This is a genomic window from Actinoplanes sp. NPDC000266, from assembly GCF_042899005.1.
Taxonomy (GTDB): domain Bacteria; phylum Actinomycetota; class Actinomycetes; order Mycobacteriales; family Micromonosporaceae; genus Actinoplanes.
Map to the genome: position 1 here is coordinate 386749 of NZ_JBIAZI010000010.1, position 22435 is coordinate 409183.

Annotated in this window: 19 protein-coding genes and 1 pseudogene; 9 read left to right on the forward strand and 11 right to left on the reverse strand. The window is 71.7% G+C overall.

The genetic code is table 11. The features are described from left to right. Nucleotides 1–63: 63 nt before the first annotated feature. Nucleotides 64–636 (reverse strand): TetR/AcrR family transcriptional regulator, encoded by a 573-nt coding sequence (locus ACFY36_RS37255; RefSeq protein ID WP_499750584.1) that lies wholly within the window; start codon nt 634–636, stop codon nt 64–66. Between the two features lie 36 nt (nt 637–672). Between ACFY36_RS37255 and ACFY36_RS37260 the strand changes: the two genes are divergently transcribed. After that, on the forward strand, nt 673–2010 hold the full coding sequence (locus tag ACFY36_RS37260) for an FAD-dependent monooxygenase (protein WP_499750585.1): 1338 nt from the start codon (nt 673–675) through the stop codon (nt 2008–2010). On the opposite strand, the gene ACFY36_RS37265 is transcribed toward ACFY36_RS37260, so the two are convergent. Then, on the reverse strand, nt 1986–2879 hold the full coding sequence (locus ACFY36_RS37265) for a LysR family transcriptional regulator (RefSeq protein ID WP_499750631.1): 894 nt from the start codon (nt 2877–2879) through the stop codon (nt 1986–1988). The genes ACFY36_RS37260 and ACFY36_RS37265 overlap by 25 nt on opposite strands. Before the next feature lie 121 nt (nt 2880–3000). Between ACFY36_RS37265 and ACFY36_RS37270 the strand changes: the two genes are divergently transcribed. The 3 genes from ACFY36_RS37270 to ACFY36_RS37280 all read left to right on the forward strand — a co-directional run bounded on the left by ACFY36_RS37270 (nt 3001) and on the right by ACFY36_RS37280 (nt 5525). Then, nucleotides 3001–3738, forward strand: coding sequence for a GNAT family N-acetyltransferase (locus ACFY36_RS37270; RefSeq protein ID WP_499750586.1), 738 nt, complete (start codon nt 3001–3003; stop codon nt 3736–3738). A gap of 66 nt (nt 3739–3804) precedes the next feature. After that, complete coding sequence (locus tag ACFY36_RS37275) at nt 3805–4740, forward strand: ATP-binding cassette domain-containing protein (RefSeq protein ID WP_499750587.1); 936 nt, start codon at nt 3805–3807, stop codon at nt 4738–4740. Further along, nucleotides 4737–5525, forward strand: a complete 789-nt coding sequence (locus tag ACFY36_RS37280) for an ABC transporter permease (protein WP_499750588.1) — start codon at nt 4737–4739, stop codon at nt 5523–5525. Before ACFY36_RS37275 ends, ACFY36_RS37280 begins: the two co-directional genes overlap by 4 nt. Here ACFY36_RS37280 and ACFY36_RS37285 read toward each other — a convergent pair. The 9 genes from ACFY36_RS37285 to ACFY36_RS37325 all read right to left on the reverse strand — a co-directional run bounded on the left by ACFY36_RS37285 (nt 5503) and on the right by ACFY36_RS37325 (nt 13418). Further along, nucleotides 5503–5913, reverse strand: a complete 411-nt coding sequence (locus tag ACFY36_RS37285) for a hypothetical protein (protein ID WP_499750589.1) — start codon at nt 5911–5913, stop codon at nt 5503–5505. The two genes, ACFY36_RS37280 and ACFY36_RS37285, sit on opposite strands and share 23 nt — an antisense overlap. A gap of 13 nt (nt 5914–5926) precedes the next feature. Next, the gene (locus ACFY36_RS37290) at nt 5927–7387 is read right to left on the reverse strand and encodes a phytoene desaturase family protein (protein ID WP_499750590.1); all 1461 of its coding nucleotides are present in this window, start codon (nt 7385–7387) and stop codon (nt 5927–5929) included. Beyond that, entirely contained in the window at nt 7384–8478 is a 1095-nt protein-coding gene (locus ACFY36_RS37295; protein ID WP_499750591.1) for a glycosyltransferase family 2 protein, read from the reverse strand. The genes ACFY36_RS37290 and ACFY36_RS37295 overlap by 4 nt, the downstream gene beginning before the upstream one ends. Next, complete coding sequence (locus ACFY36_RS37300) at nt 8475–9206, reverse strand: carotenoid biosynthesis protein (RefSeq protein ID WP_499750592.1); 732 nt, start codon at nt 9204–9206, stop codon at nt 8475–8477. The genes ACFY36_RS37295 and ACFY36_RS37300 overlap by 4 nt, the downstream gene beginning before the upstream one ends. Beyond that, a complete protein-coding gene (locus ACFY36_RS37305) occupies nt 9207–9785 on the reverse strand; it encodes a GNAT family N-acetyltransferase (RefSeq protein WP_499750593.1) in 579 nt (192 codons plus the stop codon). It abuts the gene before it with no gap. Further along, the gene (locus tag ACFY36_RS37310; RefSeq protein WP_499750594.1) at nt 9782–10765 is read right to left on the reverse strand and encodes a hypothetical protein; all 984 of its coding nucleotides are present in this window, start codon (nt 10763–10765) and stop codon (nt 9782–9784) included. Before ACFY36_RS37310 ends, ACFY36_RS37305 begins: the two co-directional genes overlap by 4 nt. Further along, a complete protein-coding gene (locus ACFY36_RS37315) occupies nt 10765–11238 on the reverse strand; it encodes a YbaK/EbsC family protein (protein WP_499750595.1) in 474 nt (157 codons plus the stop codon). The genes ACFY36_RS37310 and ACFY36_RS37315 overlap by 1 nt, the downstream gene beginning before the upstream one ends. 10 nt (nt 11239–11248) lie before the next feature. After that, a complete protein-coding gene (locus ACFY36_RS37320; protein ID WP_499750596.1) occupies nt 11249–12532 on the reverse strand; it encodes a ferredoxin reductase family protein in 1284 nt (427 codons plus the stop codon). 73 nt (nt 12533–12605) lie between these two features. Further along, the gene (locus ACFY36_RS37325; protein ID WP_499750597.1) at nt 12606–13418 is read right to left on the reverse strand and encodes an SDR family NAD(P)-dependent oxidoreductase; all 813 of its coding nucleotides are present in this window, start codon (nt 13416–13418) and stop codon (nt 12606–12608) included. A 63-nt stretch (nt 13419–13481) separates the two neighbouring features. Here ACFY36_RS37325 and ACFY36_RS37330 point away from each other — a divergent pair, with 63 nt between their 5' ends. The 5 genes and pseudogenes from ACFY36_RS37330 to ACFY36_RS37350 all read left to right on the forward strand — a co-directional run bounded on the left by ACFY36_RS37330 (nt 13482) and on the right by ACFY36_RS37350 (nt 22417). After that, nucleotides 13482–14345, forward strand: coding sequence for a bifunctional helix-turn-helix transcriptional regulator/GNAT family N-acetyltransferase (locus ACFY36_RS37330; protein ID WP_499750598.1), 864 nt, complete (start codon nt 13482–13484; stop codon nt 14343–14345). 506 nt (nt 14346–14851) lie between these two features. Continuing rightward, a complete protein-coding gene (locus ACFY36_RS37335) occupies nt 14852–15253 on the forward strand; it encodes an SAV_6107 family HEPN domain-containing protein (protein ID WP_438865820.1) in 402 nt (133 codons plus the stop codon). Between the two features lie 249 nt (nt 15254–15502). Continuing rightward, a pseudogene (gene imuA' / locus ACFY36_RS37340) lies at nt 15503–16258 on the forward strand (DnaE2-dependent mutagenesis accessory factor ImuA'); the annotation flags it as partial. A 580-nt stretch (nt 16259–16838) separates the two neighbouring features. Beyond that, nucleotides 16839–19061, forward strand: coding sequence for a DNA polymerase Y family protein (locus tag ACFY36_RS37345; RefSeq protein WP_499750632.1), 2223 nt, complete (start codon nt 16839–16841; stop codon nt 19059–19061). A gap of 14 nt (nt 19062–19075) precedes the next feature. Next, nucleotides 19076–22417 carry an error-prone DNA polymerase gene (locus tag ACFY36_RS37350; RefSeq protein ID WP_499750599.1) on the forward strand — a complete coding sequence of 1114 codons (3342 nt, stop codon included), beginning with the start codon at nt 19076–19078 and terminating at the stop codon, nt 22415–22417. Nucleotides 22418–22435: the final 18 nt, after the last annotated feature.

A 22435-nucleotide genomic window follows, 5' to 3' on the forward strand; every position in this document is an offset into this window, starting at 1 on the left:
CTCAGCGGCCGACGGCAGCGCCCGCGCTCCTCTCGGCACGGGAACGCCGGTGAGTGAGGTTGCCTAGGCGCCGCCGATTCCGCGGTGGATGAAGGTGGTCAGCGTCTCGATCGCTTCCTCGTCCGGGATCTTGCCGAACCACGTGGCCGCGAAGCCCTGTGCCAGGGTCCCGAACATCGAGGCCACCACGAGGGGCCGGCCCGGCAGGGTGAGTCCCTCCAGGTGTTCGGCCAGGTGGTGCTGGTCGGGCTCCATCATCTCGTCGACGATGCGGGCGAACGACTCGTCGACGATCGCCGCCTGCTGGAGGGCGCCCAGCACTGTGCGGTGCCGCCGGTAGAAATCCCAGTACTCCGCCACGTGGAAGCGGACCGCCTCCCGGTCGGCGAAGTCGCTCTTGTGCTCGGGCCGCATGGCGGCCACGTCGCTCTCGGCCAGCAGGTCGGTCAGCAGCGCCTGCAGCAGCTGCTCCTTGCTCGCGAAGTGCTTGTAGAACGAGCCCGTGGCCCGCCCGGCCTCGGCCGTGATGTCGGTGATCTTGGTGTTCAGATAGCCGGCCCGCTCGAAGACCCTGATCGCGGCCGCCTTGAGCTCGGCGCCCGTCTGCGCCGCCTGCTGCTGCCGAACTCCCGTCACTTGACGCAGGTTATCAGTCCGCTCTACGGTGAATACATGTTCACTGAATCCAAGTTCACTCTAATCGTGGGTGCCGGGCCGACCGGTCTCACCCTCGCCCGCGTCCTCCAGCGCCACGGCGTCCCGTTCCGGATCGTCGAGCGGGCGCCCAAGCTCTTCGACGGCTCCCGGGCCAAGGGCCTCCAGCCCCGCACCCTCGAGATCCTCGACGACCTCGGCCTGATCGACCGGTTCCTCGCGACCGGCGGCGACTATCCGGAGCTGCTGGTCCACCTGCCCGGCGGCGGCACGACGACGCGGCGGATGGCCGAGCCGCAGGAGCCGACCCCGGCCGTGCCCTATCCGAACGGGCTCATGCAGCCGCAATGGCGCACCTCGGAGCTGCTCGCCGACGGCATCCCGGTCGAGCTCGGCGTCGGCGTCACCGGTCTCTCGCAGGCCGAGGACCGGGTTCACGTCACCCTCGATACCGGCGAAACGGTCACGGCCCGCTATGTCGTCGGAGCGGACGGCGGTCGTAGCACCGTACGGAAAGCCCTGGGTGTGGCCTTTGAAGGTGAGACCTTCGAGACCGAGCAGATGATCATCGCGGACGTCCGCGTGGAGGGCCTGGACCGCGGCAACTGGCACGTCTGGCCGGGCGACGACGGCAAGTCGCTGAAGCTGGGCCTGTGCCCGCTGCCCGGCACCGAGGACTTCCAGCTCACCGCGTCCCCTTCGGACAAATCGGTGGAGGAGCTCGTCGAGGAGGCCGGCCTCAAACTCACCCATATCGGCTGGCGGTCGCTCTACCGCGCCAACATGCGCATGGTCTCGCGCTATCGCGTCGGCGACGTCTTCCTGGCCGGCGACGCCGCGCACGTGCACTCGCCGGCCGGCGGCCAGGGCCTCAACACCGGCATCCAGGATGCCTACAACCTCGGCTGGAAACTCGCGCTGGGTTCGCCTGAGCTTATTGAGTCGTACGAGTCGGAGCGGCTCCCGGTGGCGGCGGACGTCCTGGGCATCACCACGCGCCTGCACCGGCAGGCCACCATGCGCCGCGACGACCCGGCCCTGCGCCAGCTGACCCTGAACTACCGGGACAGCCCCCTGTCCCGCGACCACCGTCCCCGTCCGGGCCGGGTCCAGGCCGGCGACCGGGCCCCCGGCCCGATCTTCGACCTGCTGCGCGGCCCCCGGTTCACCCTGCTGGCCTTCGCCTGGACCGGCGACCTGCCGGACGGCGCCCACCGCGTCGACGACCCCGGGGTCCTGGATGTCTACGACGTCCACGAGCCGACCCTGTTCCTGGTCCGTCCCGACAACTACATCGGCTGCGTCTCGCACTCGCCGGACGACATCCGCCGTTACCGTTCGCTGCTCGGCGTCTGAAGAGCGTCGCCGGCGGCCCGCACGAAGGCGCGGACCAGGGAGGTCTCGCCGGCTGTGCGCCACACGGGCGCGTACCGCAGGAGCGGCGCGTCGGCGAGCGGCAGGAAGGTGACGTCGTCACGCCGCCGGGAGACGGCCGCGAACGACCCGATGGGGCTGATCACGGCGCCGGTGCTGATCGCCGAGAAGGCCTCGGCCAGGGTGGTCACGGTCATCCCGGCGCGGACCGGCCGGCCCGACGGCGTCACCGGCGGGGTGTGCGCCGCCCACACGTAGTCCGGGATCGGTCCTTCGGGGTGGACGACCGGATAGTCGCCGAGGTCCTCCAGCACGGCGTGGTCCCGCCGGGCCAGCGGATGATCGGGGGCGACGGCCAGCACCCGGGACTCGGTGAACAGTTCCGGCCCGACGGCGAGGTCGGGCTCGCGGACCGGCAGCCAGAGGACCCCGACATCGATGCGGCCGGCGCGGAGGCCGTTGAACGGGTCGGTCGGCAGGATCTCCCGCATCCGCAGCTCACACTGCGGATGCCGCTGCCGGAACAGGTCGAGGGCGGCCGCGATCTGCTGCGACTGGGTGTCGAAGGTGCCGACGGTCAGCGTGCCGGACTGCCCGCGCGCGGCCGCGGTGGCCTCCTCGACACCGGCCATGATCTCGCCGTAGCCGGCGGCGAGCCGCTCCCGGAGCCGCTCGCCGAGCGGGGTGAGACGCACGCTGCGGCTGGTCCGCTCGAACAGGGCGCCGCCGATCCGGCGTTCCTGCTGCTTGATCGACTGGCTGACCCGGGCCTGTGAGACCCGCAGGCGTTCGGCCGTACGCCCGAAGTGGAGCTCCTCGGCCAGCGCCAGGAAGATCTCGATGTCGCGCATCTCCACCGACCGGCCTCCTTCCCCCGGACGAGTCTGGTCGCCGGAACGATAACCGACGGCTTATCCGGCGGTGCGATCTCTCCCGTTGTTCGACGGCGGCGGCCCCGCGAGGGTTGGTCGCATGAACGAACTCGTGGTCGACATCCCGCGGGCCGGGATGACGCGATGGCTGGCCGTGGCGCCGCACGGCTTCGTGGCCGGGAGAGCCGGCCTGTGGTCCCTGCCGCCGCCGGCGTCGCCGGGCGCGGCCCGGCTGAGCCTGTCGGTCGAGCCGAGGTGGCGCCGCCGAGGCATCGGATCCCGGCTGCTGGCCGCCGTCCGGGACGCCGCGGCCGGCCGCCGCCTGCTGGCCGACGTGGGCGCGGGCTCCCCCGGGGAGGCGTTCTGCCGGCGGCACGGCTTCCGCCGCACCGGTTCCCGCCGCCACGACCTGCTCACCTACTGCGACGTCCACCAGGCGTGGCTGGCCGAACTGGTCGACGCCGACCACCCCGGCTACCGCCTGACCTCCTGGACCGGCGACTTGCCGGCCCGCCCGGGCGCGGCTCTGCTGACCGGGGCCGAGGTCGAGGCTGAGGCGGGCGGCGGCGCCCTGGCGGCCTATGTCCTGGCCGTCACGGGGCCGGGGGAACGGGCCCGGCAGTACGGGCCGACGGTGCTTCCCGGGCACGGCGAACAGCAGATCGGCCTCTGGGTCAACGCCGCCCTGATCCAGCGCCTGCGAACGCTCCACCCGTACGTCACCGAGATCGAGGCCGCCGGCCCCGGCCACGACGCCGGGCTGCTGGCCGTACGCCGCCACCTCGGCTTCCGCCCGGTCCGGCGGACCCGCCTCTACGAGCTCGAGACCAGCCCATGAAAACGAGAAGTCCCTGCCTGCTGGCCGCGGGCGCCCTCATCACCCCGAAACCGAGGAGAAGTTCCCATGCCCACACTCGCCATCGCCGCGAAAGCCCTCCGCAAGTCCTATGGCGACAAGGTCGTGCTCGACGGTGTCGATCTGGCCGTGCCCGAAGGTTCCATCTTTTCGCTGCTCGGCCCGAACGGGGCCGGCAAAACCACCGCCGTGCAGATCCTGTCGACCCTCATCTCCGCCGGCGGCGGCGACGTGCGGGTCGGCGGGCACGACCTGAACGCCGACCCGCAGGCCGTGCGGGCCGCGATCGGCGTGACCGGGCAGTTCTCGGCCGTCGACGGCCTGATCACCGGCGAGGAGAACATGCTGCTGATGGCCGACCTGCACCACCTGCCCCGCGAGGAAGGCCGCCGCCGGGCGGCCGAGCTGCTGTCCCGCTTCGACCTCGGCGACGCCGCCGGCAAACCCGCCTCCACCTATTCCGGTGGGATGAAACGGCGCCTGGACATCGCCATGACCCTCCTCGGCCGCCCGCGGATCATCTTCCTCGACGAACCCACCACCGGCCTGGACCCACGCAGCCGGCACAACATGTGGCAGATCATCCGCGAACTGGTCACCGACGGCGTCACCGTCTTGCTCACCACCCAATACCTGGAAGAAGCCGACCAACTCGCCGACCGCATCGCCGTGCTCAACAACGGCACGATCGTCGCCGAGGGCACCGCCGCCGAACTCAAACGCCTCATCCCCGGCGGCCACGTCCTGCTGCGCTTCACCGACCCGGCGACCTACCAGAACGCGGCCGCGGCGCTGCCGGAGGCCGGCCGTGATGACGAGGCGCTGGCCTTGCAGATCTCCAGCGGTGGCACCCAACGCGAACTGCGCACGGTGCTCGACCGTCTCGACACCGCCGGGGTCGAAGCCGACGAGTTGACCGTGCACACCCCCGACCTGGACGACGTGTTCTTCGCCCTGACCAAGCCCGTGGAGGTTCCCCGATGACCACGTTCGCCGTTCGTGATTCCTCGACCATGCTGCGCCGCAACCTGCTGCACGCGCGCCGCTACCCGTCGCTGACACTGAACCTGCTGCTCACCCCGATCATGCTGCTGCTGTTGTTCGTCTACATATTCGGCGACGCGCTCAGCGCCGGGATAACCGGCGGCGAACCCGACCGCGCCAGATACATCGCCTACCTGGTCCCCGGCCTGCTACTGATGACCATCGGCAGCACCGTGATCGGCACCGCGGTATCGGTGTCGAACGACATGACCGAGGGCATCATCGCCCGGTTCCGCACCATGGCCATCCACCGCGGCTCGGTGCTCGTCGGGCATGTGATCGGCAGCGTGCTGCAGTCGGTGGCCAGCGTCATCCTGGTCGGGGCGGTGGCGGTGGCGATCGGGTTCCGCTCGACCGACGCGACCGTGCTGGAATGGCTGGCCGCGTTCGGGCTGCTGGTCCTGTTCGCTCTGGCCCTGACCTGGATCGCGGTCGGGATGGGCCTGGTCAGCCCGAACGCTGAGGCGGCCAGCAACAACGCGATGCCGCTGATCCTGCTCCCGCTGCTGTCCAGCGCCTTCGTCCCGGTCGACTCCATGCCGGGCTGGTTCCAGCCCATCGCCGAATACCAGCCGTTCACCCCGGCCATCGAAACCCTGCGCGGCCTGCTGCTCGGCACCGGCATCGGCCACAACGGCTGGCTCGCCGTCGCCTGGTGCGTGGGCCTCGCGATCCTCGGCTACCGCTGGTCCACCGCCCGCTTCAGCGGCGACCGGCGTCGCTGACGAGCTGCTCCGCGACGCGGCGGGCCGCTTTCTGGCCCGCCCGTTGGCGGATCAGGCCCTCCTTGGCCACGCCACGAACCGTGGCGACGACCGTCCCGTCCTGTTCCCGGAGCGTCACCGTGACGACGGCCGGGTTCATGTTCATCGCGCCCGAGCCCATCACGGCCTGCGATTCGGCCGTTCTCGTGCCCAGGGCGTCCAGCGTCCGGCCCGTCAGCTCCCCGGCGTCCGGCAACGACAGCGGAAGCTCCACCGTGGTCTCGAAGATGTCGGCCCGCATCCTCCGGGCCGCGAATCGGGCCCCCGCCGCCGCGCCCGGTTCAGTGCGTTTTCCCACCGCTTCGAGTCCCGCGACCAGCAGCTCGTTCTCCTCGGGAGTCAGTTCCATGACCGGCAGTAGATCATGCTGAGCCGATCTCGCCGGCCACCATCTGGGCCGAGAGGGTGACCATGGGAAGGCCGCCGCCCGGGTGGACCGAGCCGCCGACCAGGTACAAGCCCTTGACCGGGCCGTGGTTGACCGGGCGCATCAGGCTGCCGGCGGTGCCGTAGATGGCGCCGCCGGGAGCGGCCGTGGACGCCGCCAGGTCGGCCGGGGTGCGGGTCTCGGTGAACACCAGCCGGTCGCGGACGTCCAGGCCGCGGCGGGCCAGAAGGTCAAGGACGTGTTCGCCGTACGCCTCGGCCAGCCCCGTCCGCCGCCAGTCTGTCGACTGCCAGCCGGTGCCGTGCGGGGGAGCGTTGACCAGCACGAACCAGGCCTCCGAGCCGGGTGGCGCCACCGACGGGTCGGCGGCGCGGGTCACGAAGACGGTCGGGTCGGAGGCGGGACGGGCCCGGCGCGAGGCGGAGCCGAAGATGGCGTCGAACTCGGCGTCGTAGTGGCTGGGGAAGAAGACGTTGTGGTGGGCGAGCGACGGCGTCGCGTCCCGCACGCCGAGCAGCATCACGAAGCCGGCCAGGCTGCGGTCGGTGAGCCCGGCCAGCCGGCCGGGGCTCGGCAGCAGGTCGCGGTAGACCGTCAAGGCGTCCACGTTGGACACGACGATGTCGGCCGGAAGGAAGTCGCCGGTGATCTCCGCGGAAGGGCCGGCGGTGGTGGGGCCGACCCGCACGCCGCAGACCCGGCCGTCGGCGGTGTCGATCGCGGACACCGGGGCGTTCAGGATGATCCGGGCCCCGGCGGCGGTGCATCGGTCGGCCAGCGCGGTCGCGATCGTCCCGAGGCCGCCGGGGAGATACCAGCCGCCGAAGGCGAGCTCCGCGTACGGGACCGCGGCGTGTGCGGCCGGGGCCCGGCGTGGATCGGCCCCGGTGTAGGTGGCGTACCGGTCGAGCATCATCCGCAGCCGCGGGTCGCGCAGATAGCGGTAGCCCAGCCCGCGCAGCGTCATCCCCGGTGCGATCGCGGCCAGGTCACCGACCCGCCACGTCAGGCCCAGCAGCGAGGCCGGGGTGACCGGTTTGCGCAGCACCGAGCGCCACGACGCGTTCCAGATGCGGGCCGCCCGCTTCCAGAAACGATCCCAGTCCCCGGCGGCGTCCCGGCCCAGGACGTCGGCGATCCGGGTGAGGAAGACCTCGTGGTCCGAGGACGAGTCGAGGACCGTGCCGTCGGCGAACACGTGCCGTACCACCGGGTCGAGCTTCACCGGGTCGAGGTCGAGCTCGGTGAAGACCTGCGGCAGGGTCAGCAGACTGGGGCCGGTGTCGAAGCGGAAACCGTCCCGCTCGAAGACGCCCAGCTTGCCGCCGAGCGAGCCCGAGCGCTCGAGGACGGTGACGTCGTGGCCGGCGGAAGCCAGGCGGGCCGCCGCGGTCAGCCCGCCGACGCCGGCGCCGATGACGACGATCCTGCTCATACCGGTCTTCCTCGCCAACTCAGCCCGCCCCTCCGGCGCAGCCGGAACGACCTCGCCACCAGCCACGCGAAAACCACGATCGAGATCGGCTGGGCCAGGGCGTCGGGCCAGCTTCGGCCGCCGGTCACGCTTGCGGAGATCACCCTTCCCCCCACACCGAGGACGTACGCCGCCAGGGCGACCCCCGCCACGCCCCACGAGCCCGTGAGGGCGAGGACTGCGGTTGCGAGCGGCGGGGACGCGTACAGCAAAAGAAGAAGGACCACGACGGCGCCGGCGCCGAAAGGCGTGCCGAACGATTTCCAGAGCGACTTGGCGTATCCGCCGGTGAGCTCGCGCCACGAGTCGTACATGCGGCAGGTGGCCAGCGCCGCCCCGGCGGCGAGGGCGATGCGGCCGCCGGAGCGTTTGACCGCGCGGGCCAGCTCGATGTCCTCGAGGATCTCGCCGCCGACCGCCGCGTGCCCGCCCGCCTTCCGGTACGCCTCGTTGTCGATGACCAGCCATTGACCGCCGGCCGCGGCGAGCGACGTCCGCGGTGACCGTTCCATGGCCCGCAGCGGCAGGAACGTCAGCCACGACCACTGCAGCAGCGGCTGGACCAGGCGGCCGGCCCCGACGATCTTGGGGTAGGGGGAGAGCAGATCGACCCGGGCCTGCCGCATCAACGTGACGGCTCCGGCCACGGCGTCGGGCGCGAGCACCACGTCGGCGTCCACAAAAGACAGCACGTCGGCGTCGCTCGCGGCATCGGCCAGCTGCTGGCAGGCGTGCGGCTTGCCCAGGCGGCCCGGCGGCGGGGGAGCACCGGTGAGCAGCACGACCTTGTCGCCCGCGATCGAGCGGACGATCTCGGCCGTGCCGTCGGTCGAGCCGTCGTCGAGCACATAGATGGTCAGGTCGGCGGCGCCGCGCTGGGCCAGCAGCGACTCGAGGCAGGCGGTGACGCGCAGGGCCTCGTCGCGGACGGGAAGGAGCAGCGCCACCTTTTCCTCGGTGACCGCGTCGCGGGGCGGGCGGCGCAGGAGCATCGCGTTCACGGCGGTGTGCGCGGTCAGCGCGACCAGGGGGAGGAGCGCGAGCCAGATCATCGGCGGGGCCGTAGCCGCCACGCCACCGGCAGGACGGCGGCGCCCATCACCACGCCGCCCCAGACGGCGGAGCCGGGGAGATCCAGGAAGACCGCGTGGGCGAGCACTGACGAAGCGTACGTCCAGAACCAGAGGGCCAGCATGGGCGTGTCCTCCGGTTGGGGCCCTTTCACTCCGGCCGTCTTCCACAGGACTGTCATGAGGACCAGAGCGAAGCCCAGCCAGCCCAGATAGTTGCCGATCGGGATGCCCGGGACGCCGGGCAGGGCCGGGGTGGGCGACTCCCACACCCAGTAGCCCTCGGCGACCATCTGCGGATCGAGGAACAGATCCCAGGCGGCCAGCCCGACCGCGGCCGCGGCTATTTTGAAGCGCGGCAGGCGCTGCGCCGCGAGCCACGCCGGCCAGGCCATCCAGGTCCAGGCGAGCGGGATGATCAGCGGGACGCCGAGCAGCTTCGGGCCGAGCTGGCCCGAGTAGACGTACGTGCCGAACGGGAAGCCGGTGGCGACGCCGAGCGCCTCGACCGCGAAACCGCCCAGGGTGGCCGTGCCGACCAGGGCCAGGGCCGCCCGCGGCCCCCGGCTGAGGTAGGCGTGCGACACCGAGAGCACATAGCCGATGAGCACGGTGGCCACGGTGAAGCCGGCCCGGGTGTCACCTTCGGTGAGCGGGTAGCAGATCTGGAGCAGGACGAGCGCGCCGAGCAGGAGCCAGGGGATTCGCATTCAGATGCCGACGATGCCCGGTGCTTCCTCGGCCGGGCGCTCGACCAGCGGCAGACCCCGGCCCAGGATGGCGAACTGGCGCTCGTCGCCCGGGAACAGGAAGTCGCGCAGCACGTCTTCGAAGCCGAACCGGCGGTAGAGCCGCCAGGCCCGCGACTTGCGCTCGTCGGCCTCGGGGGTGGAGAGCAGCACGGTCTCGCCCTCGGCCATGGCCAGCAGGGCGCGCAGTTGCCGCGCGCCGACGCCGTGGCCCTGGGCGACCGGCCGCACGTGCAGCTCGACGACCTCGAAGCAGTCGGCCAGCCAGCGCCGCCGGGCCCCGTCGTCGAGGGCCGAGCGCACCTGGTCGTGCCACCACTGGCCGGGACCGGAGGTATATCCGTAGCCGAAGCCGGCCAGCCGCCCGTCGGTGGTCAGCGTGGCCACGGCCCGGAAGCCGGCCCGGCGGACGTGGGCGCCGATGTAGCCCCGGCGGGTCTGCAGAAGCTCCCGGCGGTAGCCCATCGCCTCGCCGTAGACGCCGACCACGTCGTCGAGACGACGCAGCAGGTCGTCCGGCTGCCACGCAACGAGCCTCATCGTCCGGTCCCGCCCCCTGCTCCGACATCTTCCGAAAGCCAGCCCAGCACCGCCCGGTCGCCGCTGATCTCCTGAACGGCGAACCGGGCGAACAGCTCCTCCGCATACCACCGATCGGTGGGCGTACGAGCGATCACCGCGCGATGCTCCGGCTGACGGTACGCGAATCGGGCCAGGTCCGCCGCATCACTCCAAAGGCTGACGGTCCCTTGCCAGCCGATCGGAGCCTCACCCATCCCGAAGTAGGCGAGCAGCCCAGGAGCCCGATCGAGCTCCTTCACCACAGGCGGAATGGCCCGCCAGAACGTCAGAGCCCGCGCCGGCCGCAGCCTCGCCCGGGTGAGAGAGAGAACCATGCCACCCCGCTCGCGCCCCACCTCGCCGGCCCCGCGCCCTTCCGCGCCGCCGGTCCCGCGCCCTTCCGCGCCGCCGGTCCCGCGCCCTTCCGCGCCGCCGGCCTCGCGCCCTTCCGCGCCGCCGGCCCCGCGCCCTTCCGCGCCGCCGGCCTCGCGCCCCTCCGCGCCGCCGGCCCCGCGCTCCTCCGCGTCGCCCGGCCCGCGAGCCTTCTTGCCGCCTTCCATATCCGATTTTTCGCCTTTGTCGGGCGAGGAGAGTGGTGTAGCGGATGACGCGAACGGGGCGTGAGGTGGTGCGATCGCCGTGTGGTGTTCCGCGGACGGCGTGCGAGGTGATGCGAACGGTGTGCGGCCTGACCATGTGCCTCGGCTGTGCAGGGGGATCAGGTCCACTCTGGCCGCGGCGCTCGCCAGGCGGTCCCACTCCGGGAAGCGGACCGGCTCGGCGCTGACGGTTACCGCCGCGTACCGGGTCAAATCGGCATCTCCCGGGCGGAACCCGTCGGCCGTACCCAGGAATTTGGCGAAGGAGACGCCGGCCGGAACCCTTCGACGGGCCAAGCGGAGCAGGGCGAGGCCGGTCCGCCGCGGCGGCACCCGCCAGACGTGCAGGGTGACCGGCATCAGGCCACGTCGGCCGGTGTGCCGGCGGTTACCCGCACCAGCTCGTCGTAGGTGATCGGGAAGACCGCCTGCGGGACGCCGCCCGCGGCCCAGATGACCTCGTACTGCCGCAACGCCGTGTCGATCAGCGTGCGCACCGGCTTCGGATGGCCCAGTGGGGCCACGCCCCCGATCGCCTGGCCCGTGTGCTGGCGGACGAACTCGGGAGTCGCGCGCTTCAGGCGTCCGATCTGGAGGCTTTCTGCGACTTTATCGGTATCCACCCGGTGGGCGCCGGATGTCAGCACCAGGAGCGGCTCGCCGTCGGCGTCGAAGATCAGCGAGTTGGCGATCTGGCCCACCTCGATGCACAGGGCCTCGGCCGCCGCGGCCGCCGTGTGCACGGCCTCGTCCAGGATGATCACCTGGGAGTCGGTGGCGCCGGCGGAGTCCAGCGCGTCCTGCACGGCGATGACGTTCGGGTGTGCCCGCATCCCGCTATTCTCACCACCCGAACCGCTCCCGGTGCAGGCGGGCCGGTGGCACCCCCACCCGGCGGGCGGCCCGGAAGACCGCTTCGGCCCACGGGTCGGGCCCGCAGACATAGACGTCGTGGCCCGCGATGTCCGGGGCCAGCGCCCGCAGCGCCTGCGCGTCGTCGTACTCCGCGTAGCCGGCCGGCAGCCAGCTCGCCGCCGACGCGCGCGGGCCCACCAGCGGCACGAGCCGCACCCCGCGATCGGCGGCCAGCCACTCCAGCTCCTCCAGGAACGCCACCTCGTGCGGATGCCGGGTGCGGTAGACCAGCGTGGCCTTGCCCCTTCCGTACGGCAGATCCCACAGCAGCGCCAGCAGCGGCGTGACCCCCACGCCGCAGGCCAGCATGGTCACCGGGCCGCCGGCGTACGTCGCCGCGGTCATCCGCCCGAACGGGCCCTCGATCAGCACGCGGGTGCCCGGCCGCAGCGTCGCCACGCGGGCGCTGCCGTCGCCGACCGCCTTCACCGTGATCCGCAGGGAGTCGCGGCGGGGCGGGCCGGACAGTGAGAACGGGTTGCCGCGCAGCCCGGCCCGCCCGTCCAGGAAGCGCCACACGAAATATTGCCCGGCGCGGGCCGGGAGCCGCTCGAGCCGTCGCCCGCGCAGATGGACCGAGACCAGGCCGGGCGCTTCGGTCTTGATTCCCTGTACGACCAGACGGTGCCTCAGCGTGCGCCAGATCGGCAGGCCGACGCGGAAGATCACCACCGAGGCGGCGGCGATCAGGTAGAGGCCCCAGAAGTAGGCTTTCGCCGCTTCATGCTGGAAATCGCTGCCGAGGATCAGCATGTGCGGCAGGGCCAGGGCGATGCCCGCATAGGCGTACAAATGAAGCAAATGCCATGACTCATAGCGCAACCGACGCCGACGGTGCCTCGTCGAAGTGATCACCACGAGCGTCAGGGCGGCCAGGGCCGCCACGGCCAGGACCATGCTTTCCAGGGCCAGGGTTTCCAGGAGACGGCCCATTCGGGTGTACGCCACGACGGCCAGCGCCGCGTGCGCGAGCAGCAGGACGAACGACGCGAAGCCGGTCCAGCGGTGCCAGCGGGCCAGGGCGTCCTGGCCGTACGCCCGCTCGACCCACGGAATCCGGGCCATGAGCAGCACCTGGATCAGCAGCAGGTCGGCCGACCAGAGCGCGGCCAGACGGCCCGCGGCCGCGATCCCGCCCGGCGCCTCGCCGAGGTTGGACGTCCACAGTGCCGTGACGACGATCAGGCTGAACGCGGCGATGAGCTTCGGCACGAGGCCTTTGTACGGTCTGCCTCGCGCGCGCGGGAGGGTCTCGTGAAGAACCTAACGACTTATCAGATTTCGGTTATTCGCCCAGGCCAGTGGCCTCCGCGCTGGCCTCCCAGAGATCGTGGGCGCGCTGCGGGTCGGCGGCGTGCCGCGACGGCCGGCGCGGCTGGTGGCCGACGTAGTAGGCGCCGTTGACGACCGGGTTGTCGGCCAGCCAGACCAGAAGCTCGCCGGCCGTCTCCGGAGTCGTCAGGAAAGGGGCGAAGCGGTAGAAGAAGCGGGTCAGCTTGCCCGAGCCGAAGTCGCTGCGCACCACGCCGGGGTGGAACGAGACGCTGGTGATGCCCGGCCAGCGGCGGGCGGCCTCGGCCGCGAACAGGATGTTGGCCGCCTTCGCCTTGCTGTAGGCCTGCCAGGAGGTGTTCTTGCGGGTGAGGTCGCCGGGGTCGGGCCGGCCGCGCATGTGGGCCCGGGAGGCGGTGACCACCAGCCGCCCGATCCGGTCGTGCAGCAGGCCGGCCAGCAGGAACCCGGCGAGGTGGTTGCTCTGCATGGTGGCCTCGTAGCCGTCCCGGGTGATCCGGTGCTCGGCCACCATGCCGCCGGCGTTGCCGGCCAGGACGTCGATCCGCGGGTAGGTCCGTTCCAGGTGCGCGGCGAGTTTGCGTACCTGGTCGAGGTCTTCGAAGTCGGCCCGCTGGACGTCGGGCTCCTTGTAGGGGTCGGGCGCGTAGATCCGGACCGCGGCGTTCACGCGCTTCGCGGCCTCGGCGAGCTTGGCGGGGTTGCGCCCCACGAGAACGAGCTGGTCACCCTGGCGGGCGAACTGCTCGGCGGCGGCCAGGCCGATGCCGGAGCTCGCTCCGGTGACCACGACGATCCGGTCCATCTCCGGATCCTCCCTGTCGATCCTTTGTCGTGCAATCTCTGACTCAGGTCTTAGGTTGTACGGGTGGACGACATCGACCTGGTGCGCGACTTCAACCGGTACTACACGCGGCGCATCGGCGTGCTGAATGACGAGTATCTGGGTCAGGGGCGGCCGCTGGGCGAAGCCCGGCTGCTGTTCGAGATCGGGGCCGGGGCCGACCTGCGCGACCTGCGGCGCCGGCTGGGGCTCGACTCGGGCTATCTGAGCCGGATGCTGCGCTCGCTGGGCGATCAGGGCCTGGTCGCGGTGGCGCCCCGGCCGGGCGACGCGCGGGTCCGGACGGCGACACTGACCGAGGCGGGCCGGCGCGAGCTGGCCGACCTGGAGGACCGTTCCCGGGCCGGCGTGGCCGGGCTGCTGGGGCCGTTGAGCCCGGAGCAGCGGTCCCGGCTGGTGGGCGCGCAGGCCGAGGTCCGGCGCCTGCTGCGGCTGGCCGCGATCACCCTGACCCCGGTACCCGACTCTTCGCCGGAGGCCCGTTCCTGCCTGAAGGCGTACGCGGGGGAACTGGCTCTTCGCTTTCCGGAGGGTTACGACGCCGAGGGTGCCCTGCTGCCGCCCGGCAGCCTGAGCGACGGCACCTTCCTGCTGGCCGCCGAGGAGGGCAACCCGATCGGCTGTGGCCTGTGGCAGCTCTTCTCGCCGGGCTCAGCGGAGATTCGCCACCTTTGGGTGAGTCCTGCGGCGCGGGGCCTGGGGTTGGCTCGGCGGTTGCTCGCGGCGCTGGAGTCCGATGCCGCGGCCCACGGCGTCGCGACGGTCCGCCTGGGCACCCACTCCACGCTCGTGGAGGCGATCGCTCTCTACCGGAGTGCCGGTTATCGGGAGATTCCGCCGTACGACGAGTCGCCGTACAACCAACTCGCCTTTGAGAAGCCCATTTGATCCTTTTCTTCTTGTGTGACGCGCCAGGCCCGCGGGGTTGCTTTTTTGTCGTACACAAGTGCTAGTCTCTTCCTTAGTTAGAACGGATGTTCGAACGAGCGTCCGCTCTGGCGCCGGGAGCTGAGTTTCGCGGCTCGGCCCCCGGTGCGCGGCACCCGCGAAGTGCCGCGCGTGAGGCTCCGGGCATTCGCGGGTCCGGCGCCTTCAGACAAGGCAGGACCGTCGTCCGCTGCCCCCGACCCCCGGGTGGCGGGCGACGGACCCGCCGGTGAGTCCGGCCGGGTGTGGTGTGGGGAAGCTTCACGCCCGGCCGGCTGCCCTCCGGGGCATGCAAGCTGCTGCGTCTTCCTCCGCAGCTGATCGGTTCGACCAGTTCGTCGGATGCGACACACGCGAGGAGAAACACCATGGCGAGCAACACGGCGCCGGCCCTCACCCAGGTGCCCGGTCTGGCCCATGCGCCGACCGCGGCCGCCCGGGCCGAGGCGCCCACGGTTCCGGCGCACATGCTGCCGCAGCGCACCCCTGCCCAGCTGCTGACGATCGCCCGACAGGGCCTCGACGAGGCGGCACGCACCCGCCCCGACGGCTTGCGCTACGCCGCGGCTCACCTGGCCGCCCTGCGCGCCGCCGCGGCGGTCCTCGCCGCCCGCGCGCGCCCGGCCACCTCCACGAGACGCAGCCGCGTGACCAGTGTCTGGTCTCTGCTGGTCCTGGTGGCGCCCGAGTTCGGCGAGTGGGCCAACTACTTCGCCCTGGGCGCCGGCAAACGGGCCGCCGCCGAGGCCGGCATCCCCCGCGTGGTGAGCCCCCGAGAGGCCGACGACCTCCTGCGAGCCGCCGAGCAGTTCGTGGCCGTCGTCGAGTCCGCCTTGGGCCTGACCTACCAGCCGCCCTTGGCCGCCTGACCCGCCGCCGGCCCCACGGGCTCCACGCCGATCCGACAAGCCTGGTCCACGGCCTGGCTCTGATCCGCGTGCCCGGGGTTCGGCGGCGCGACAAGTGATGCAGCCGGTGGGAGCGACCGGCGGACAGTGAGCTGCGGGTTTTCGCGATCGTGCGGAGACGCGGGCTCGGGGCGGGAGCCGCCATGGAGGGCGGCCCGTTCGAAGCGCCGGTTCGTGCGCCGGGACGAGAGCAACAGAGCGAGGCACCATATGGCGGGACGCATGAGCAGCGGTGCGGCCGCCCTTGCCGAGCTGGTTCGGGCGGCCGGGGAGACCGAGACCAGCGGTGTGCAGCGGATGCTGCCGGTGGCGCCCGAGCTGAGCGGCCTGCTGCCCGGGCGCGGTCTCCGGCGCGGCAGCACCGTCGCCGTCACCACCGGCCGCGAGGCCACCGCCGGCGGCGGAACGTCACTGCTGCTGGCCCTGCTCGCCGAGGCTTCCCGGGCCGGCTCGTGGTGCGCGGTGGTCGGCGTACCCTCACTCGGCGCGATCGCCGCCGCCGAGAGCGGCATAGCCCTGGACCGCCTGGCCCTGGTGCCCGACCCAGGCCCGGAGTGGCCCACGGTCGTGGCCGCCCTGATCGACGGCGTGGACGTGGTCGTCACGGCAGTGCCCGGCGGCGTCTCCGGCTCGACAGCCTCCCGTTTGGTGGCCCGGGCCCGCCAGCGAGGAAGCGTCCTGGTCCCCTTCGGCGACTGGTCAGGAGCCGACGTCACGTTGAGCGTGACCGCCGCCCGCTGGGAGGGCTTGGGCACAGGCCACGGCCGCCTACGCCGCCGCGAACTGACAGTCAGAGCCCACGGCCGGGGAGCAGCCGCCCGCCCCAAACAGGCCACCATGTGGATGCCAGGCATCACCATCCGCCCGATCACCCTGCCTCCGGCCCCCTCCACCCTCGACCCTCACCCCACCCGCACCCAGCCGCAGGCCCCTCAACCCACCCGGCCTTCCGCAGTCGCGCCCGCTCGGCCTTCCGCGGTCCCGTCCACCCGGCCTTCCGCAGTCGCGCCCACCCGGCCTTCCGCGGTTTCGACCGTTCGGCCTTTCGCGGTTGCGCCTTTGCGGCCTTCTGGGGTCTCGTCCGCCCAGCCTTTAGCGGCTTTGCCTGTCCGGTCTTCTGGGGTTGCGCCTGCCCGGCCTTCCGCAGCTCTGCCTGCTCGGCTCTTGGCGGTTGCGCCCGCCCAGCTTTCCGCGGTTGCGCCTGCTCGGCCCTCTGCGGCTTCGTCCGCTCTGCACTCCGCGATCGCGTCCGTTTTGTCTTCTGTGGTTGGGGCCACTATGGATGACTCCTCGGTCCTGCCGGTGGGGTCGTCCACCTCGGGGGCGGGGCGGCGGCTGGTCGCTGTCGGATCGCCGTCCCGGGTTCTCTCCGTCGACGCCGACCGGGCCGTCATGGTGGGGCGGCCGGCGGCTTCGTCGGTTGTCGCCAGTGAGGAGCGGAAGTCCTCTGTAGATGATCGGCCGATGGAGGGACCGTGGAAGGCCCGGTCGAAGGACGTCTCGTCGGTGGCGGTGGGCTGAAGTGGCTGTTGCGGGGACTACCGGGGTGGCGGGGGCCCGGACGATGTTGCTCTGGTGTCCGGACTGGGCTGTGGTGGCGGCCGAGATCGTGGAAGGAGTGCCGGCGGCGGGTGCGGTTGTCGTGTTGCGGGGGAATCGGGTGGTGGCCTGTTCCGAAGGGGCGCGGCGTGAAGGCGTACGGAAAGGACTGCGGCGCCGGGAAGCGCAGAGCCGATGCCCTCAGCTTGTTGTCGTCGAAGACGACCCTGGGCGTGATGCCCGGGCCTTTGAAGCTGTGGTGGCGGCGGTGGAGGAAGCCGCGGTCGGGGTCGAGGTGATTCGGCCGGGGGCCTGTGCGTTCGCGGCGCGGGGGCCGGCCCGGTACTTCGGTGGGGAAGAGGCCGCGGCCGAGCGGATTGTGGAGCAGGTCGCGCAGCAGTGTGAGGTGGAAAGTCAGGTCGGTGTGGCCGAAGGGGTCTTCGCGGCGGGGCTCGCGGCGCGGAAAGGGCTGCTGATCCCGCCGGGGGAGACGGCGGCCTTTCTGGCGGGGGAGCCGGTCGAGGCGCTGGAGCGGCCCGAGTTGGTCGATCTGCTGAAGCGGCTCGGGATCAAGACGCTGGGGGACTTCGCGCGGCTGCCGGCGGGGGACGTGCTGAGCCGGTTCGGGTTCGACGGGGCGCTCGCGCACCGGCTCGCGGGTGGGCTCGACCATCGGCCGCTCGCTGTGCGGAAGCCTCCTCCGGATCTGGAGGTCGAGGAGACGTACGACGAACCGCTGGAAAGAGTCGATGTGGCGGCCTTCGCGGGAAGGGCTCTCGCCGAGCGGTTGCATGACGGGCTTTCGGCGTACGGCCTGGCCTGCACCCGCCTCGGCATCGAGGCGATCACCGCCGACGGCCAGGAACTGCACCGGGTCTGGCGCCACGACGGCACCCTGACCGCCGCCGCCATCGCCGAACGTGTCCGCTGGCAACTCGACGGCTGGCTGACCGGCGCCCGGCGAGGCGCCCCGGCCCGCCCCACGGCCGGCCTCGTACGCCTGCGGCTGATCCCCGACGGCGTCCTGGTCCACTTGGGACTGCAGCCCGGTCTGTGGGGCGACACCGGCGCCGAACGGGAACGGGCCCACCGGGCCTTCAGCCGTGTGCAGGGCCTGCTGGGCCCCCATGCCGTGGTCACACCGGTCCTGGGCGGAGGCCGCTCCACCGACGACCAGATCCGCCTGGTCCCCTGGGGCGACGAACGCGACCCGGCCCGCCCGTCCACCACCCACGACGACCCGATCCCGGGCGTCCGGACGGCCCCGCTGCTGCCCCGTTCGACGGCGCCGGCCCTGACTCCCGACCTGCCCGATTACGAACCCCCGACCCCCGACCCCCTTCCGGATGTACGCCCGGAGCCCTCCGCCGACGGCACCGTGATCCCTTTGTCCTCGCGGCGAAAGATCCCCGCCCCGGTCCCATCCTGGGATGATGTGGAGCAATTTCCCGAGACCTCACCACCGGACTTTTCGGGCAGGGGTCGAGGATTGGCGTCGGTTTCCCGCCTTTCCGATCATCGCCCGGTGCCGCCACCCACCGACGAGACCTCCGCGGCCCCTCCTGGTCATCTCCCGGCGCAGGCCGCGTCTGCCGGCGAGTCCGCCGCGCCCGTCAGTGAATCCCCGGCGCCCGCCGTGCCTGTGGGCCGCCTTCTGGCGCCTGCGGCGTTGCCGGTGTCTGACGCGGCTGCCGGCGCGGCTTCGGCCTCCGCGGTGGGCTCGGAGCGGCGGGACACGGAGGGCTCAGGGTGGCAGGACGCGGGGGGCTCGGAGCAGCGGGACACGGAGGGCTCGGGGCGGCACGGCGCGGGGGGCTTGGAGCGGCGGGACGAGGTCACTCTGCTTGCGGTGCGGGCCTGGGGTAAGCGGGTCGGGCGCAAACCTCCCAAACCGCCCGTTCTGCCGCCTTGGCCGGGGCGGCTTCCGAAGCCGGCGCCGGCTCTTGTGCTGCCGCAGCCGGTCGGGGCCGTGGTGATCGATGAGGCGGGGACGCCCGTGGGGGTCAGCGCGCGGCTCGAGCTCACCGGGGATCCCGCCGCGCTCGTGGTTGATCGGGGGCGGCCGGTGGAGATCACCGGATGGGCCGGGCCGTGGCCGATCGACGAGCGGTGGTGGGCGGCCGGCGAAGGGCGGCGGCGGGCGCGCTTCCAGGTGGTTCTTGTCGATGAGCGGGCGTTTCTGCTGGTGCTCGCTTCGGGGCACTGGGCTGTCGAGGCCGTCTATGACTGAGCTCGGAGGGTCTCGTGGGCTTCAATAACCCTGGTATTCCCTGGTCCGAGTTGGAAGGGAAGCTTTCGGGGCGGAAGACGGCGTACGTCGTCGATCCGCTGGCCGTGGACGGGGACGGTGGGGACTCGCCGGCCTGGTCGCGGAAACGGCAGCCCTACGAGGCGCCCGCCCTTGTCGCCTCCGAGAGCCGCACCCCGTACGCCGAACTGCACTGTCATACGAACTTCAGCTTTCTCGACGGGGCCAGCCATCCGGAGGAGCTGGCCGAGGAGGCGGCCCGGCTCGGGTTGAAAGGGCTGGCCGTCACCGACCACGACGGGTTCTACGGGGTTGTCCGGTTCTCGCAGGCCGCTCGGGAGCTGGGGCTTCCCACGATCTTCGGTGCCGAGCTCTCCCTCGATCTCTCCCGGCCGCAGAACGGGGAGCCCGACCCCGAAGGGCGTCATCTGCTCGCTCTCGCGCACGGGCATGAGGGTTATGCCCGGCTGGCCCGGGTGATCTCCCGGGGGCAGCTCGCCGGTGGGGAAAAGGGGCGGCCCGCGTACGGCGATCTCGAGGATGTCGCGGCGGAGCTGCGTGACCACGTGCTCGTGCTGACCGGGTGCCGCAAAGGCAGTGTGCCTCTGGCTCTGGCCACCGAGGGGGTGGAGGCGGCGGCGTACGAGCTGGACCGGCTTGTCGCTCTTTTCGGCAAGCCCAATGTCGCGGTTGAGTTGATATCGCACGGTGACCCGTACGACGACGACCGTAACGATGTGCTTTTCGCGCTGGCCGAGAGCCGGCATCTGGAGGTCGTGGCCACCAACAACGTGCACTACGCCGTTCCGGCCCGGCGGCGGCTCGCCACCGCTCTCGCCGCCGTGCGGGCCCGGCGCAGCCTGGACGAGATCGACGGCTGGCTGCCCGCGGCCGGCACCGCGCATCTGCGGAGCGGGGATGAGATGGCCCGCCGGTTCGCCGCCTATCCGGGTGCCGTCGCCAACGCGGCCATGTTCGGTGAGGATCTCGCCTTCGACCTCAACCTGGTCGCGCCCAAGCTTCCCGACTTCCCGATTCCCGAGGCCGGGCACACCGAGATGAGCTGGCTGCGCGAGCTCACCATGCGCGGCGCCCGTGACCGCTACGGGCCGCCCGAGGCGCATCCGCGGGCGTACGAGCAGATCGAGTACGAGCTGCGCATGATCGAGGAGCTCGGCTTCCCGGGGTACTTCCTGGTCGTCTACGACATCGTCGAGTTCTGCCGGGACAACCGGATCTACGCGCAGGGGCGCGGGTCGGCCGCCAACTCCGCCGTCTGCTACGCGCTGCGCATCACCAATGTGGACGCCGTCGCCCACAACCTGCTCTTCGAGCGCTTCCTCGCCCCGGAGCGGGACGGGCCGCCTGACATCGACGTGGACATCGAATCGGACCGGCGCGAGGAGGTCATCCAGCACGTCTACCGCAAGCACGGCCGCGAGCACACCGCGCAGGTCGCCAACGTCATCTCCTACCGGCCACGCTCCGCCGTGCGGGACATGGCGAAGGCCTTCGGCTTCTCGCCGGGCCAGCAGGACGCGTGGAGCAAGCAGATCGACCGCTGGGGCAGCGTGGCCACGGTCGACGTCGAGGACATTCCGGAGCAGGTCGTGTCGTACGCCAATCAGGTCCAGGATTTTCCGCGGCACCTGGGCATCCACTCGGGCGGCATGGTGATCTGCGACCGGCCGATCATCGAGGTGTGCCCGGTCGAATGGGGCCGGATGCCGGGACGGACCGTGCTCCAGTGGGACAAGGACGACTGCGCGGCGATCGAGCTGGTCAAGTTCGACCTGCTCGGTCTGGGCATGCTGTCGGCGCTGCGCTACGCCCACGAGATGATCGAGTCCGAGTTGGACATCGGGTCGATGGATCTGACCGATTCCGAGGTGTACGACATGTTGTGCCGGGCCGATTCGGTCGGCGTTTTCCAAGTGGAGAGCCGCGCGCAGATGGCGACCCTTCCCCGGCTCAAGCCCCGCGAGTTCTACGACCTGGTGGTGGAGGTCGCGCTCATCCGGCCGGGTCCCATTCAAGGGGGCTCCGTCCACCCGTACATCCGAAGGAAGAACGGCCTGGAGGAAATCGCCTATCCGCATCCCCTCATGCGTAATGCCCTGGAGAAGACGCTCGGCGTGCCGCTCTTTCAGGAGCAGTTGATGCAGCTCGCGATCGACGTCGCCGGCTTCGATCCGGCCGAGGCCGATCAGCTGCGGCGGGCCATGGGCTCGAAACGGTCGGCCGAGAAGATGGACCGCATCAAGGACCGCCTCTACCAGGGCATGGCCGAGCGGGGCATCACCGGCGAGCTCGCCGACGACCTCTTTCTCAAACTCTCCGCTTTCGCCAGCTATGGCTTTCCGGAGAGCCACGCGATGAGTTTCGCTTATTTGGTGTACGCCAGCGCGTGGCTCAAGCGCTATCACCCCGCCGCCTTCTGCGCGGCCCTGCTGAACGCGCAGCCGATGGGCTTCTATTCACCGCAGTCACTGGTCGACGACGCCCGCCGGCACGGTGTGGAGGTCCGCCGCCCCGACATCAATCTCAGCGACGCCGCGGCCGTTCTCGAATCGACACCGCAGACCCGATGGGGGTCGATGCGCGGTGAGCCGCCGCACGCCTGGGGATTGGGTGGCCCGGCTGTGCGTCAGGGTCTTTCCTCCGTCCGTACGCTCGGTGAGGAGCTGGCCAAGCGCATCGAGGAGGAACGCCGGGAGCGCGGGCCCTTCACGAGCATGACGGATCTGTCCCGCCGGACCGGATGCACGACGGCCCATCTGGAGGCGCTCGCCACGGCCGACGCGTTCGCGGGCTTCGGGCTGACCCGTCGCGAGGCCCTGTGGGCGGCCGGCGCCGCCGCCCAGGACCGGCCCGACCGCCTCCCGGGCACGGTGACCGGCACCGACGCCCCGATGCTGCCCGGCATGAGCGAGGTCGACGAACTGGTGGCCGACGTCTGGGCCACCGGGCTGTCCCCGGACTCGCATCCGGCCCAGTTCATCCGGGCCGACCTGGACAGGGCGGGCGCCCTGCCCATCTCCCGGCTGGGCGCGGTCGAGGCGGGCACCCGGATCCGCGTGGGCGGCATCGTCACCCACCGGCAGCGGCCGGCGACCGCGGGCGGGGTGACCTTCGTCAACCTCGAGGACGAGACCGGGATGCTCAACGTGACCTGCTCGCCGGGGCTGTGGCAGCGCTACCGGCGGGTGGCCCGCACCAGCTCGGCGCTGATCGTCCGGGGCCGGCTGGAGAAGGCCGAGGGCGTGCTCAACCTGGTCGCCGACCGTCTGGAGGCGGTGACCCCGCCGGTGACGCCGGCCTCCCGCGACTTCCGGTAACCACCGCCCCCGGTCCTC